General features: G+C 64.5%; 7 protein-coding genes. 1 reads left to right on the forward strand and 6 read right to left on the reverse strand.

The window, feature by feature from the left end; genetic code table 11:
• The 6 genes from NH448_RS13020 to NH448_RS13045 all read right to left on the reverse strand — a co-directional run.
• A partial coding sequence (locus NH448_RS13020; RefSeq protein ID WP_253028870.1) for a sel1 repeat family protein occupies window positions 1-2,028 on the reverse strand: 2,028 nt, incomplete at its 3' end.
• A gap of 29 nt (window positions 2,029-2,057) precedes the next feature.
• Complete coding sequence (locus NH448_RS13025) at window positions 2,058-3,314, reverse strand: alginate lyase family protein (RefSeq protein WP_083970380.1); 1,257 nt, start codon at window positions 3,312-3,314, stop codon at window positions 2,058-2,060.
• Between the two features lie 179 nt (window positions 3,315-3,493).
• Window positions 3,494-4,372: a polysaccharide lyase gene (locus NH448_RS13030; RefSeq protein WP_204248942.1), complete on the reverse strand. Its 879-nt coding sequence runs from the start codon at window positions 4,370-4,372 to the stop codon at window positions 3,494-3,496.
• Window positions 4,373-4,453: 81 nt separating this feature from the next.
• Window positions 4,454-6,022 carry a PilZ domain-containing protein gene (locus tag NH448_RS13035; RefSeq protein ID WP_045992564.1) on the reverse strand — a complete coding sequence of 523 codons (1,569 nt, stop codon included), beginning with the start codon at window positions 6,020-6,022 and terminating at the stop codon, window positions 4,454-4,456.
• 108 nt (window positions 6,023-6,130) lie between these two features.
• The gene (locus NH448_RS13040; RefSeq protein ID WP_045992565.1) at window positions 6,131-8,044 is read right to left on the reverse strand and encodes a glycosyltransferase; all 1,914 of its coding nucleotides are present in this window, start codon (window positions 8,042-8,044) and stop codon (window positions 6,131-6,133) included.
• A 10-nt stretch (window positions 8,045-8,054) separates the two neighbouring features.
• Window positions 8,055-9,401, reverse strand: a complete 1,347-nt coding sequence (locus NH448_RS13045; RefSeq protein ID WP_045992566.1) for a UDP-glucose/GDP-mannose dehydrogenase family protein — start codon at window positions 9,399-9,401, stop codon at window positions 8,055-8,057.
• A gap of 870 nt (window positions 9,402-10,271) precedes the next feature.
• Here NH448_RS13045 and NH448_RS13050 point away from each other — a divergent pair.
• The gene (locus NH448_RS13050) at window positions 10,272-15,527 is read left to right on the forward strand and encodes a retention module-containing protein (protein ID WP_253028871.1); all 5,256 of its coding nucleotides are present in this window, start codon (window positions 10,272-10,274) and stop codon (window positions 15,525-15,527) included.
• Window positions 15,528-15,644 lie beyond the last annotated feature (117 nt).

The following is a 15,644-nucleotide window of genomic DNA, read 5'->3' on the forward strand; positions in this document are numbered from 1 at the left end:
GGCAGAGGCGATCAGCGCCTGGATGTCACCGGCCTGGCCGCGATCGCGCTGGGTGCGCATCAGCGCCTCGGCGGCGGAGGGGTGGCCGGCGGCCTCGGCCCGTTCGAGCCACTCGGTGGCCTGGGCGAGGTCACGGCTCACCCCGGTACCGTCGCGGTAAGCGCGGCCGAGGACGACCATGGCGTAGGCGTCGCCCTGCTCGGCGGCGTTCTCCAGCAGGCGCCGTCCGTGATCCACCCGAGAATTTCCTCGCTGGGTCGAAGCACCATCGGCCACGGCCATGGCGTCGCCGCCCGGTTCCTGGGTGGGATTCGGGCCAGTCGGAAGCTGTGAGGTGCTGTCCGACGTACTGGTCGACGTTGTGTTCGAAGTCGTGTTCGACGTCGTGTTCGAAGCTGTGTTCGAAGTTCCGGCCAGCGCTTGTGTCGACTGGCCTGTCGTCTCGGGACTCAGTTCGCCGGTCAGCTCGCCGGTCAGATAGGCCTCGCCCAGGCGGGTGGCGGCGCTGGTATCGCCGGCTTCCACCGCCTGGGTCAGCAGGCGCTCCGCCTCACGGGGCTGATAGGGCAGGGGGCCGTCCTCGGCCAGATAGGCCTCGCCGAGGGTGCGCAGGGCGCCGCTCTGCCCTTGGTCGATGGCCTCGCGCAACAGCCGTTCGCCCCGGGCCGGATCGGTGGCCACGCCACGGCCGCTGAGGTAGAGCGCGCCCAGCTGTTCGGTGGCAAACGGATGGCCCAGCTCATGTCCGCGCTCGAGATAGCGGGCGGCGATCACCGGCTGGGTCGGCACCACCTCATCGGCCAGGTAGGCCTGGCCGAGCATCGCCAGTGCCAGCGGGTCGTCGTGTCGGGCGGCCTGCTCGAGCAGGCGGATGCCGCGCTGGGGTTCCGCCGGCAGGGCATCGCCTTCCAGCAAGGCGCGACCCAGGGTCACGCGGGCGTCGACCGAGTCCTCGTCGATGGCCTTTTCGAGCCAATTGCGTGCCTCGATTGGCCGTGCCCTGAGGCCGTCGCCCTCCAGCAGAATCCGGCCCAGGCGCTCCATGGCGTCGACGTCACCGTTCTCGGCCGCCTGGGTCAGCAGGGTCACGCCCTGCTCGGCGCGGCCGCTGTCGAGCATCTCGCGGCCCGCCTTGGCCACCGCGTCGGGGTCACCGGCCTGGGCGGCCTGGGTCAGCCAGTGCAGGCGGCGATCGTCGTCGCATGCCAGCAGGCCGTCGGCCGAGTACAGCTCAGCCAGTTCGGTCATCGCCTTGATATCGCCGCCGCCGGCGCGCTCGCGCAGGCCTTCGGCGTAACGCTCGGCGTACTCGCGCGAGCGTGCCTTGTCGGTGTCGAGCCAACCGCCTTCGGCGTAGGCGTTGGCCAGTGCCAGGATGGCATCCGGGTTACCGTTGTTCGCTGCCTGACGATACAGCGCCAGGGCGCGCTGGGGGTCCGCCGCGACGCCGTCGGCGCCGCGGGCCAGCAATGAGGCCATCACCACGCCTTCGTCACGGCCGATTTCCTCTTCCATGGCCTGCTCGAGCAGATAGTAGGCCAGTACCGGACGATAGGGCGCACCCTGCTGTTCCAGGCTCAGCTTGGCCAGGTTGAGCGATGCGTGGCCAAGGATATAGGACGGCGTGCGCACGGCGTCCTCGTAGTAGGCAGCGGCCTTGGCGGGATCCGCCTGGATGCCCTTGCCCTGATCCCAGATCTTGCCGAGTTCGTAGTAGGCCTTGGGGATGTCCTGGGCGGCCAGCCCCTTGAGCTTGAGGATCGCCTCTCGGGTCTGGCCGGCAGCGACGAGCTGCTGCGCCTCTTCCAGGGTGTTGTCATGCATCCATTCGGGGTTGCGTGGCTGCTCCTTGTTGAAGAAGTCCTGATACTCGGCAGGCAGCGGGTCGACGCCGGTACTCTGGAACTCGGTACCGGGGGCGGCGCAGCCGCCGAGCCACAGCGCCACGGCGACCGAGGCGGTGAGCGGAAAGGCCCGGGACCAGCGTTGGCCCTGGGCGGTGTGGGGGCGAAAACGGGGGAGCATCATAAGCAGGCCTCCTGGTTGATCGTGTGCTGTCACTGAGACGCGCTGTCGTCGTCGAGACCCTCGAAGGCGGTGGTCTCGCGCTCCTGTTCATCGACGACGAGGTGCTGCTGCGCCTCGGGTGACATGAAGTACAACGTCTGGTAACCGCCGGCGCTGCGGTTGTAGACCGGACGCACCTGGGCCAGGAACCGTTCGATGCGCGGGTCATCGAAGCGGCTCTGATAGATCTCCATCCAGGCGAAGTACTGGTTGTCCTTGAGAAAGCCGGTGTACTGCTCGTGGGGGGCCAGGTCTCCAAGCGCCTCGGGATCGTTGAAGATGGTCATGGCGAAGTCCACGGCGTCGTGGATGTCATGGCCGTTGATCTCGAGTTCGAAGATGTCATAGCCCTGGCGTGCGATGACCTGCATGTTGGTGATCAGGTAGAGCAGCGCATAGTTCTGGTAGTGGGTGGCGCGACGACCACGCTCGATCTCCAGCGGAAAGGCGCCGCGCTCGGTCATGTCGGAGAGCGCCGAATGGATGGCGCTGACGCCGAAGCGAAACAGCTCATCGTCCTCGGTAATCACGCCGATCATGCTGGCGTAGAGGGCGCGGCGGTAGAAGTGGTTGTTGCAGCAGCTGTTGCCGGGCTGCCCCTGAATGGCGGCGTGCTTGTGGGCGAGCCGGTTGAGCCACTGCTCGACACGTTGCTTGGCCTGGTCGCTGCCCTCGACGCGGGGACGCACCACCGAGTAGGCCATGCCCGCGGCGAAGATCATCGATTCGGTGGCGAACCAGGCCTGAGGCTCCTTGGGATCGTAGTGGAAGTCGGTCAGGGCATCGTGCTGGGCCCATTGATCGAGAAAGGTCACCAGGCAGTCGGCGTAGTAGGTGTCGCCGGTGGCCACGAAGGAGCCGGCGAGCATCGACACACTGTCCTCGAAGTCGAACAGGGGTTCGGATGCCAGTTCCCACTCCTTGGGGCTGGGATAATAGCCGGGGATCCGCAGGCGCGTGGTAATCGGCTCCTGGGCCAGCAGTTGCTGGCAGCTGGGTCCGTTGGTCAGTTGATCGAGCTCCTGCAACAGGATCGAGTTGTCGGTGTCGGCCAGTGTTTCCATGCGGGCCTCTACATCGAAGTAGGAGGCGTCAGGTCTGGTCACTCGGTAGTCGCTGAGGTCCAGCTCGGCCCGTTCTTCCAGGGTCATGGCGTGCGCGGACGATACCAGGGCGGCACCCATCGTCAGGCCGAGCGTCAGGCCCGTTGCCAGCTTTCCCGACAACCTGGCCGTCGGCCATCCCATCACTCTGTGTGCCAGACGCTTGAGCGGATTTGCCGAGCGTTGGTCGAAGTGGTGGCACCGGCCGGATTCGAATGCCGGCATCGATGGGCCCAGGCCTCGGGTGGGGAGGGGACCGGGGGATGAGCCATGGGATGGGTGCATCAAGCGTCTCCTTGGCGGCGCCCCTGGGGGCGCCGCGATCATGAACGGGGGGCGTAGAAACGGAAGTCGGCAAAGTCGGCGTGCTGGTCACTGGGGGTGCGCCAGTCCTCACCGTGGCCACCGAAGAAGGTCGAGAACATCAGGCCATCGATGTGCACGTCGTCGTCGGTACGGTAGGTGAGATTGGTCTGCTCGAGCACCGGCCGACCATCGACCCACACCCGGGCAATGCCGTTGGCCTTGCCGGGGTCGTTGAGGATGATCTCCTGCTCCAGGGTGACCCACTGACCGGTGGGAAAGGTGAAGCGGCCTCGGGCCACCGAGTCGCCGTAGTCGCCCTCGCCGCCGACCACGTATTCGTAAAGTTCACCCTGGCCGTCTTCGCGCCACATGTAGCGCATGGAGAAGCCGTTCTCGCCGGTGACGTCGTCACCGCCGCTGGGCGCTTCGCCGCCGTAGAGCCCCGGCAGCTTGCCGCCCTTGACGAAGTTGAACCCGCTCTCGAAGCGAACCCGGTAGCTCAGGCAGGCGTGATCGCGCCCTTCGAGCGCGGAAGGCTCGGTGTAGAAGCCGGCGCCTCCGGTGTCGGTGTCGCCAGGCGAGGAGGTGTCCTCGGGATAGAGGACCCTGAGCGCCGGTGTCGCCGAATGACCCGACAACAGCTCGACGTTCTCCTCGGTGCCCCAGGTACGGGTGGTGTCGAAGCCTTCGCGGATGGCGTCGTGGGCGCTTTTCTCACCCAGCGCAGGGGCGGGTGAGGCGACCAGCGGATGGCGCGCCGAGCAGGCGGCGACCTGGGGGACGCCGGGGCCCTGCTGATCGGCTTCGCTGTCATTGGCGCCGTTGTCCGCCAGGGCGGGTTGGGTAGCGCAGATGGCCAGTAGGGTGGCGGACAGGCGCGTCGTCAGTGTCGACATGGCGTTCGTACTCCTGTTGGCTCACGACCACCGCGGTGGTCGTGGCAAGTGGAACGGATACGTGTAAAGAAAGAGCGTGGCTCAGCCGGCGGTGTCGGCGGCGTCGTTGTCACCAATGCCCGAGAACAGCTGGCTGGCCTGCTGGACCACCCGGCGGCCGCTCTGCCAGATCCACTCGGCGGTGGCGCCCAGCAGGGCCTGTTCGGTAAAGCGCACGTCCACCGGAGTACCGACGCTTTCCACCGGCAGCGGCTTTTCCGGTACCAGCAGCACGCTGGCGACGTTCTGCTGTTGGCGTACCCAGCTCGGGAAGCCGGCGCGCGGCTGGCGCTCGATGTCCAGCGCCACGCTGCGCACCCGAGCGCTGATCGGGCCGGAGGCGTTGGGCAGCGACAGATAGGCGAGTTGATCGGGCTCGATGCGATCGATGTCGTCCATATGCACCAGCGCCTCGACCATGACCTCGTCGTCGCCGGTACGCATCAGCGTCATGATCTTTTCGCTTTCGTTGATATAGGTGCCGTCGGAGCTCGACAGCGCCCACGCCACCAGGCAGTCGCAGGGGCTGTAGATCTCGTTCTGGGACTGGCGCGCCTGCAGCGCGGTGACCCTGGACGCCTGGAAGTCTCGGGCGGTCTCGAACTGATCGATGCGTGCACGAGCGATGTCCGGGGACACCGTCTCGAAGCTCACGGCGTCACCGTTGCCGGGCTCGGCGGAGTTGGCCAGGCTGACCTGTCCGCCATTGGCGCCGTCGAGGTTTTCCTGAAGGTTCTCGATCAGTTGGCTGTTGTAGCGCTGGGCGGCCTCGGCCAGGATCAGGTCGGACTCCAGATCGACGTCCTTGACCCGGGTGAGCTGCTCGTCCCGTGTGACACGGTCACCTGCCTTGAGTTCGTGCGCCATCAGGATGCCGGGGCTCGGTGCACGAATGTCGATGCGTGGCGCGGTGACGGCGGCGAAGTTGGGCTCGATCAGCATGAAGTTGCGATAGGCGGTGGCCGCGGCCACCACCGCGAGCACCGCGAAGCCGATGAACAGCGCCACGTAGCGGCCCATGGGCCTCGGCGGACGAGCCGCCGCCTGGGGCGTGCTGCCGGTGCCGCGACGCTTGCGTGGGGTCTGGGCATCCTCGCCCTGGACCATCTGCTCGACGTCCAGCGGTCGGCCGGCCAGGTGGGCGCGGACCACGCGGCGCAGCAGCTCAAGGTGGGAGGGGGAGATGTCGGTGATCTCGAAGCCGGCGTGGTGTGCGCCACCGCGACCTTCCAGCGCCAGGCTATGGCGGCACTGGGCGCTCACGGGCACCAGCAGCTCGCCGCTGGCGGTGGTGATGGCGATGCTGCCGCGCACCCTGGCGTCCTGGCGCATCGGGCGCGGGCTCTCGATGGCGAAGCCGCCCTGGGACAGGTCCAGCCCGCGGAAGCGGTTGCCGTCATCGAAGCGCACCTCGAAGGTCGGCGAAACGCGGATGTAGCGGCGTTCATCGCGGCGCTCATGGGCCAGTCCCGAGCCTGCCGGTGCCTCTTCTTGGCGCGGCTGAGAGCGCGCATCGCCCAGATGAGGTTCGGCGCGCGGCGCGGGGTCCGGCTGACGAGCAGGCTCGTGGCGGGGTGTTGAGGTGTCCTTGTCGTCGAAGTAATCGCTCATATCGGTGTCCTGAAGTCAGTATTCGCTGAGCCGTGGCGGTGTCTGGCCGTACATGCGGCTCAGCGACAAAGTGTGGCCGTGTCGTCGTTGTCAGCCGTGGCGTGGCTATCAGCCGTGGCGTGGCTGCACCTGGATGCGCAGGTCACTCAGCGACAGCCTGGTGTCGTGAAGATCAAGCGAGCAGCGCTGCTGGTCGGTGCAGCTCAACAGATCGCCTGGGGCTGGAGTGGTGCCCTGGGCGTCCTTGAGGCGATCGATCAAGGTCGGCGGAACCTCTAGCGTGGTGCCCTGGGGGCTGCCGCTGAGATTGGTGGCCTCGCCGATGCTGCTTGCGCCCAGGCGTTCGATCAGCCGATCGCTGATCCGCAGCTCGCCGGCAGGCAGGCGCAGCTCGCCCGAGCCATCCTCGATGCGGCTGGCCAGCCAGCGACTGGCGTCAGGCAGCGCGGCACTGTCGCTGGGCACCGGGCCTGCCCGTTCGAGGATCTTCAGCGAGGTAGCGTCAGGTACCTTCAGTACGCCGGTGGCCAGGGTCAGCACGAACAACATCAGGCACACATGAAAGCCATGCAGCAGATGCCCCATGCGACGCTGGCGGCGTACCGCCTTTTCGTCACCAGGCTCACCGGCAGAAATGCCCTGGCGTGACCACTTCTGACGGTTGAAGCGAAAGCTCACGTAGGTCTTGAGCAGGGCGCCGTAGACCTGGTTGTAGTAGATCAGCGGGATCCACAGAAGGCTGAAGCGACCACGCTGCCAGGCCAGGATCGAGGTGGAGATCCCGCGGGTGAACAGGATCCACAGGGCATAGGCGAAGATGAACGACGGCCGCACGAACAGCGTCACCAGGATCGCCACGATGGGGCCGATCAGGGTCGTCCACATGGACAGCCGCTGGTCGATCAGGCTCCACCAGGTGAACAGCCCCATCGGCCTCGGCCCCAGGGCAATGGCGCGACCGCTGGTGCGCAGCATGTTGCCGTACCAGCGACGCATCAGGTCGGTGGTCGAGGCGAAGAAGCGCTTGCGGTCCGGCAGCTCCTCGAATCCCGAGACGTAGACGTCCGGCAGGTAGAGCATCTTCCAGCCGTTCTTGAGCAACCAGTACCAGGTCGATTTGTCGTCCCCGGACAGGAACTTGAAGTTGCCGAAGCGCCAATGCTCGACGTGGTCGTTCTCGACCATGTCGATAAAGTCCGGGTGGGTCGCCAGGTCGGCGCGGAAGGCGCTGTAGCGGCCGGTCAGGACCAGCAGCCGCTCGGACACCGACATCGAGCTCATCACCAGATGACGCTGGGCGTAACGCAGGTCGTACCACTCCTTGGTGGCATCGTTGCCGGTGACGATGGCGCTGTTGTTGGTGGTCAGGGCGCCGAGATCATCGCGCAGGGCGAAGAACGACAGCGAGCGCTCCAGGGTTCCGGGCTCGAGCAGGATATCCCCGTCCATGGACACCAGCAGGGCGTCGGGGGCCGGGGCCCGGCGCGAGATCGCACGCAGCACCTCGGCCATGGCCGAACGCTTGCCGTCGCCCTTCTGGAACATGTAGCGGACCTCGATATGCGACGGCCAGCGGTGTTCCTGCAGCACGTGGGAGATGATGTCCACGTCGGTCTGGTCCGAGACCGAGGCAAAAATGGTGGTCGGCACGCCATAGTGCCGGGTCTCCTCGATCAGTGCGTCGTAGACCCGAAAACAGACGTCGGGGTCGATGCGAAAGGAGGTGCACAGCACGTAGAGCTCTGACGGCTTGCCGGACTCACCCAGGGCGTCGGCCTCGGCCCGCATCTGTGGAAAGACGCGGCGGTTGTACCACACCGATCGCAGCGCCTGGACGAACCACCATGAATAGCGCCACGCTCCGACCGCGCCAATGGCGAAGAAGAAGCTCTTCGACGCCGGCGAGAACACCTCGGAGGGCAACTCGCTGACCAGCACGATCAGCAGCGACAGCAGCAGCGCCAGGGTGGTCAGCTCCGTGGCCTTGCTGGCCACGGAGGTGTGCTTGGGTAGCGATGACATGGTGGCGTCCTTACACCCGGGGGTGTTGCAGGGAGGCGCCGCGACCCATGGCGTAGTATTCGAGACCCGCCGCTTCGACGTCCTCGGGTGAGAAGAGGTTGCGTCCATCGATCACCAGCGGGTGATTGAGGGTGCGCGCGATCTTGTCGAAGTCGACGGTGCGGAAGGCCTTCCACTCGGTGCAGATGACCAGGGCGTCCGCGCCTTCCAGGGCAGCGTCACGCTGCTTGGAGAGACACAGGTCCGAGCGCTCGCCGTAGATGCGATGGCACTCGGCGGCGGCCTCGGGGTCGTAGGCCTGGACCCGGGCGCCGGCTTGCCACAGCTGTTCCATCAGTACCCGGCTCGGCGCCTCGCGCATGTCGTCGGTGTTGGGCTTGAAGGCGAGCCCCCACAGGGCGATGGTGCGGCCCTTGAGGTTGCCGTGAAGCGCCAGTTCCAGCTTGTCGAACAGCCGCGTCTTCTGGGCGTCGTTGACCGTTTCCACCGCCTGCAGCATGCGGGCGGGGGCGCCGACCTCGCTGGCGGTGCGAGCCAGTGCCTTGACGTCCTTGGGGAAGCAGGAGCCGCCGTAGCCACAGCCGGGATAGATGAAGTGGTAGCCGATACGCGGGTCGCTGCCGATGCCGTGGCGGACCTGCTCGACGTCCGCACCCAGATGCTCGGCCAGGTTGGCGATTTCGTTGATGAAGCTGATCTTGGTGGCGAGCATGGCGTTGGCGGCGTACTTGGTCAGTTCGGCGCTGCGCACGTCCATGAACATCAGCTTGTCGCGCTGGCGGCTGTAGGGGGCATAGCACTCGCGCATCAGCTTGCGGACCTTGTCGCTGTCGGTACCGATGACGATCCGCGCCCCCCGCGAGAAGTCCTCGATTGCCGCGCCTTCCTTGAGGAATTCCGGGTTGGAGCAGACGTCGAAGTCGACCTCGGCCTGGCGTCCCTCCAGGGTATCGGCCACCGCCTGATGAACCTTGTCGGCGGTCCCCACCGGGACGGTGGACTTGTTGATGATGACGCGATATCCGTACATGTGCTGGCCGATGGTACGGGCCACGCCAAGCACGTGGGTCAGGTCGGCGCTGCCGTCCTCGTCAGGGGGCGTTCCCACCGCGATGAACTGCAACAGGCCATGGGCCACCCCTTCCTCCGGGCTATCGGAGAAGGTCAGGCGCTCGTCTTCCATATTGTGGCGGATCAGGTCCTCGAGGCCTGGCTCAAAGATCGGTACCTCACCGCGCTTGAGGCGGGCGACCTTGACCTGATCGACGTCCACACACATCACGTCGTGTCCCACATCGGCCAGGCAGGCGCCGGTGACCAGTCCTACGTAACCCGAGCCGTGAATCGTGATTTTCATGAACTCACTCCTTGCCGTCGCTTGTGATATTGGCGGCCTTGCCTCGGGCGTCGAAGGGACGCCGGGAAAGCCTTGTTCTGACCGCAATGAGGGCAAGGATCGATCCATTTATTTTTTTGTTCCGTAAAAACAATAGGTTATTGGATTACGTGCTCTGGTGAGCGTTCTCAGGGATGACCGATGGTCGGCCGGAATGTCGCCATTAAGAGACAATGGTGCGCGACGTTCGTATAAAGCATTTAAAATCAGTTGGTTATATGTTGCTCTATGGATACGCCAATGATTTTTCGTGTGATAAGCTGTTGAAAATAAAGTGAAAACACTGTTTTTTTACGTTTCGCCGATCAGCACCCGATCGGAGCATCATGCTTGAGACGGTTTTTGCGGCATGACGATCGCCATGCTGACGTTGTCGACGCCGAGTAACGGCAGAGCCGCCAGGCGTCGAGCCGCGGCGAACGTCGAGCTGGACGACCCGGTAGTGAAACAGCGCCATCAGCGGATGAGGGGAGGAATGCTTTGTTGAACAGTGGCTTAGGCTTTGAATATGGGTCGAACAGCGGTGCCGGGAGGGACCGAGGCTCACATGCGTACACTGAAGAGTATGAAGTTTCTCGCCATCATTGGTGTTAGTTAAGTATGAATGACGCGAAGTTATTGGCGTTAATTATATGAGCGTTGTTTTCAGAAGTTTGCATAAAACATCAATGGAATAGATGGGTCACAAAAATACTGTACTTGAGTCCAATGCTAGTTATAAAAAAGCTTCGCTAATACTGCTTCCACAGTGTGCCGATAAGGTGCGTTATCGAGGACAGAAATATCCTTGGGCGCGCTCGATAAACGACAACGAGCATCAGGGGAAGCGACATGAGCACGGCGACGGTGGTGATGGTACAGGGGCAGGCTTTTGTTCAGGGCACCGATGGAAGCCTTCGCGAACTCAGGCCGGGAGACGTGATCAGCGACGGGGAGCGCCTGGTGACGTCACAGGGTGGCGAAATCTCGATTTCGCCCGGTGGCGTCGGCGACCCCGTGACACTTTCCGGTAGCGGACAGGTGCGCCTGTTGCCATCCACCACCGAGCCGGCCGGCCCTTCGTTGGTCGATCAGGGGATTGTGGAGATTTCCGACGACTCTGCGCCCATTGCTGCACCCGCGACCCCTTTGGGCAGCCCGGTGACGGCTGGCGCGGCTGTCGGCATTGACGCACCGGTTCCCGAGGGCACCCAGGCGTCCGGCTCCACGGACGATGAACTCGCGGCTCTCGCCCAGATCGCCGAGCAGGCCGACAACGTGCTGGGTGACGAGGAACTCAACGAGCTGCTGGCCGCCATCGACTCCGGCGAAGGCGACCTGTTCGATGATCTTGAGGATCCGGCGGCCGGCGGCACCGGCGGGGGAGGGGACGACGAGGGCAGTGGTTTTGTCCGTCTGCTGCGCATCGTGGAGACGGTAGATCCGCTGGCCTTCCAGTTTGGCCTTGAGGGGCGCGATGGTCCCATCGAGCGTGATTTCACCGGTGTCGACGCGGTGGATCCCGGCGATGACGATGAAGGTGTCACCCTGACGGGTCTCGACGGCCCCGAACCATCGGGCCCCGGTGGTCCTGACGGCCCTGGTGGTCCTGACGGCCCTGGTGGTCCTGGTGGTCCTGGTGGTCCTGGCGGTCCTGGTGGTCCTGGCGGCCCTGGCGAGCTGCCGATTGGCGCCGCCGGTGCCGAACAAGTGCTGTTCGAAGCGGACCTGGCCGGCGGTAGCCGTGGCGACGCCACCCAGCTGGTTCGCACCGGCTCCTTTGGGTTTGATTCACCTGATGGCCTGGCCACCCTGACGGTGGGGCCGGTTTCCCTGACGCTTGCCCAGCTTGATGCTCTGGGGACCTCGCCGGTCACCATCGTCACCGATCATGGTGTGGTGACGCTGACTGGCTTCACCGGGTCGGCCGCAGGGGGCACCGTCAGCTACACCTATGAACTGACCGACAACGTCGACAATGACAGCGTTGCCGGCGCCACCGATGGCGGCTATCTCGAGAGCCTGAATGTCCAGGCGGTGGACGTGGACGGCAGTAGCGCCAGCGGCTCGCTCGACATTTTGATCGTGGATGACGCGCCCCGCGCCGAGGACGATCCTACCGTCGAGACCACCGACGATACGGCGGTGAGTATCAACGTCATCACCAATACGACCGGCGCCGATACTCTCGGTGCCGATGGCGCCGAGCTGACCGCTGCAGAACTGGTGGACAGCACCGCCGGCAGCCTGGACTTCGACGCCGACGGTACCATCACCTTTACCCCGGCGGCGGGCTTCGAGGGGACCGCCGAGATCCTCTATACCCTGACCGACAACGACGGTGATACCAGCCAGGCGACCTGGCGGGTGGAGGTGGAGGACGACGAGCCCGAGATCGAGGTCAATCCAGAGTCGCCCAACGCCTCGGGCAACAACGAGGTCGACGAGGCGGGTCTCGACGACGGCGGAAGCAAGGCGCAGACCAACCTGGAGACCACCAGCGGTGCGATCAACATCGACACCGGCAGTGACACCCTGGCCAAGGTGGAGATCGATGGTATCGATGTGACCGACGGTACCGAGGCCAATCCTGTCGAGGTCGACGGAGACCTCGGCACCCTGGAGGTGTGGAAGGATAGCGCGGGGACCTATCAGTACCGCTATACCCTGACCGACAACAGTACGGACCACACCAGCCAGGGCACCGCCAGCGACGCCGTGCAGGACGCCTTCAGCGTGGTGGTGACCGACTCCGACGGTGACGCCAGTGATCCGGCCACCCTGACCATCGACATCAAGGACGACGTGCCCGAGGCCAAGGATGACACCGCCGAGACCGATGAGAACCAGCCGATCACCGTCAATGTGCTCGACGGTACGGCGGGCGAGCCTGACGTGGCCGGGGCCGACGGTCCCTACACCTTCGTCACCGACAGCGTGAGCCTGGAAAGCGGCAGCGGCACCATCACCAACGTCGACACCAGCGGCAATATCACCTTCACGCCAGCCAATGGCTTCGAGGGTGACGCGGTGATCAACTACTCGATCCGCGACGCCGACGGTGACACCAGCACCGCGACGCTGACCATCACCGTGGACTCTACACCGGAGGTCGAGATCAAGCCCACGCCTCCGCAAGGTGGTGCTGCAAATCAGGTGGACGAGGCGGGTCTGAACGACGGTGGCAGCCAGGCGTCGACCAACCTCGAGACCACCAGCGGTGAGATCAATATCGATACCGGCAACGACACTCTCGAGTCGCTGAAGATCAAGGACAAGGATGGCACCCCGGTCGACGTGACCGGTGGCGGTACCGTGCAGGGCAATTACGGTACGCTGACGGTGACCACCTCCGGTGGCAACTACACCTACAGCTACACCCTGGCTGACAATACCGAAGACCATTCGACCCAGGGCACCGCTACCGATGGAATCAAGGACGACTTCGCGCTGGTGATCGAGGACAGCGACGGCGACGTCAACGATGACGCTGTCCTGAGTATCGCGATCAAGGATGACGTGCCCCAGGTGTTTTCGAATGCGGAGCACGTTCTGGAGAGTGGTAGCGGCAGCCTGGACTTCGGGCCCAATGTCGGAGCCGATGGGGTCGGGGAGGTGGTCTTTGCCGCCGCCCTCGACGGCCAGCCGGCGACGGATAGCCAGGGCAACGCGCTGCGAGTCGACGGCAAGCCGCTGAGCTACCGTCTGAGCGCCGACGGAACGACGCTGTACGCCGAAAGCGCCGACGGTGCCGAGGACGGCTTCAGCGTCACCCTCAACGCAGCAGGTGACGGCTACAGCATCGAGGTGATCGGTGCGATCACCAATGGCGAGGCGTTCGATTCCAAGCCGGCAGATGCCCAGACGATCGGTGACTACCTGGCCTTGAACACCGGCGATGACGTCGCGGTCAACGACCTCTTGCTGTCGGGAACGACCGACCTGGATGCCGACGGCCACGTCGCCATGGGTACCGATAGGACGGTCCGCATCGACGCGCTCAAGGGCATCACCGCGTCCGGGACGACGCCTGAATGGCAGGACCACGTAGGCCTGACGAGCTATTCGCAGAAGGTCCATGTGACCAACGGCGTCACCGCCGCGCTGTTGCTCTCTGCCGTCGTGTTCGATGCCGAAGGCGCAGGCAGCGGTGATCCAGGGGCGACCAGCGGTGCTGCCATGGATCTCAGCGTCGATGACGTCAAGGTGTTCGACGCTCGGGGCGTGGATGTCACGGGAAGGGTGTTGTTGGTCGATACCGGCGATGGCATTGAGGTCGACGGCCTCAAGGATGGCTGGGAGGTGCGCCTGAGTACCGGTGACGATCGCCCCTTCGAGGCGGTCTCCATCGAGGCGCAGCAGAGTGGCAGTGAGTCCCCTGGCGATCTGTCACTGGGTGACATCAACCATCGTAGCGGCGAGCAGCGCGAGGACTTCGAGGTGCCCCTCGGTCTGGTCGGTGTCGATGGCGACGGCGATCGGCTCGAGAGCACCCTGACCCTCAACGGAGAGGCACCGGATACCCTGTACGTGGATGACAACGACAACAGCGAACAGGCCGGTGGTGATGGCGACGACGTGATGATCGGCGACGTCGGCGGGGTGGCCCAGGCGGAGCCCGAAAACTACAACCTGTCGTTGATCGTCGACAGTTCGGGCAGCATGGGCAATGCTTCCGGTTCCAGCGGCAAGACGCGCATGCAACTGGCCAAGGACGCCTTGAACAACCTGCTGGAGCATCTCCAGACTTACGGCGGCACGATCAATCTGCAGATCGTGGACTTTGACTCCCTGGTTCGTCCTGGAGTCAATGGCGCTGGCCTGTCGGTCAACTCGCTGATCATCGAGGACTTCGGCCCTGGCGATCTGGCCCTGGCCATGGCATATATCGAGGCCATGGTGGCTTCAGGGGGCACCAACTACGAGGCAGGGTTCAACGAATCCGAGACGTTCTTCGAGGGAATTGCGGGCACGACCTCTGGCTACAAGAACCTCGCGCTGTTTTTGACCGACGGTGAGCCGACTTACCATGTCAATAGCTCAGGTGGCTTCAGCGGCCCCGGAGGCAACAACAGCACCGCGGTGATGACGCAATCGATCGCCGCCTTCAATGACTTGGTCGCCAATGATGTCGAGGTTGCTGCCATCGGCATCGGCAACGGGATCAACGAGGAAACGCTTGAGTACTTCGATAACAGCAACGTCGATGGCACTGGCAGCCTGACCATCGGCGGTACGACCTTCAATGATTCGGTCGGCCAGGTGCAGATCGTCAACGACGAGGATGGGCTCAACAACGCCATCCAGGAGGCCGCAGGAGGGCTTCTGCCACTTGGCGATGACGTCCTGTCGGGCGGAGGCGGCGACGACATCCTGATCGGCGATGTGCTCAACAGTGACCACCTGGCCTGGACGAATACCGACACCGGTGAGGTCTTTACCGCGGGCGGGCATGACGGTCTGGGCTACGAAGGGCTCTACGAATACGTCAAGTGGGGAGTCAATGGTGGTACCGAACCCACCGATGGCGAAATGATCGGTTATATCCGGGACAATCTCGATGACCTGATCGACGAGTCGCGTGATGAAGGCGGGATCAACACCCTGGACGGCGGCGACGGCAACGACACCCTGATTGGTGGCGCCGGGGGGGATACCCTCCTTGGCGGCGAAGGTAATGACACCCTGGTTGGTGGCAAGGGCAACGATACGCTCGATGGCGGCGCGGGCAACGATATCATCGATCTGGGCACCGGTGCCGATGTGGTCGCCTGGAATGATGGCGACGCTGGGACCAGTGCAACGCCTGCCAGTGATGAGGTCAACGACTTTACCCTGGGTGGCTTTGGTAGTAACGCCGAGGCCGACCGCCTGGAGATGGCGGACCTGCTCGATGGGGCGACCGAGGCCAGCGTCAATGACTACCTCTACGCCGAGGAGGACGGCAGTGGCAATACCGTGTTGTACGTGAAGAGTGACGGTGGCATCGGCGCTGGAGGGGGGGATGCCGATCAGGTCATTACCCTCAACGGTGTCGGCATGGGTGGGCAGGACTCGGCGGCCTTCCTGCAGCAGATGATCGACAACGAACAGCTGCAGGTGGAGTAGCAGGTGGAGTAGCAGGGCAGCGGTCTCCCTCGGCGCGCCCGGGGGAGGCCAACGCCGGGCCGGGGCGTCCGGTCTCGGCGAGTGACAGGCAACAGAGCCCGGCTGGCGTCGGGCTCT

The organism is Halomonas sp. OfavH-34-E, assembly GCF_024124525.1.
Classification (GTDB): Bacteria; Pseudomonadota; Gammaproteobacteria; order Pseudomonadales; family Halomonadaceae; genus Halomonas; species Halomonas litopenaei.

What these genes read in the sequence shown, in the direction of transcription:
- NH448_RS13030 (WP_204248942.1), bottom strand. Translation starts at nt 4,372, where the DNA reads ATGTCGACACTGACGACGCGCCTGTCCGCCACCCTACTGGCCATCTGC.
- NH448_RS13045 (WP_045992566.1), bottom strand. Translation starts at nt 9,401, where the DNA reads ATGAAAATCACGATTCACGGCTCGGGTTACGTAGGACTGGTCACCGGC.
- NH448_RS13025 (WP_083970380.1), bottom strand. Translation starts at nt 3,314, where the DNA reads ATGGGATGGCCGACGGCCAGGTTGTCGGGAAAGCTGGCAACGGGCCTG.
- NH448_RS13050 (WP_253028871.1), top strand. Translation starts at nt 10,272, where the DNA reads ATGAGCACGGCGACGGTGGTGATGGTACAGGGGCAGGCTTTTGTTCAG.
- NH448_RS13040 (WP_045992565.1), bottom strand. Translation starts at nt 8,044, where the DNA reads ATGTCATCGCTACCCAAGCACACCTCCGTGGCCAGCAAGGCCACGGAG.
- NH448_RS13035 (WP_045992564.1), bottom strand. Translation starts at nt 6,022, where the DNA reads ATGAGCGATTACTTCGACGACAAGGACACCTCAACACCCCGCCACGAG.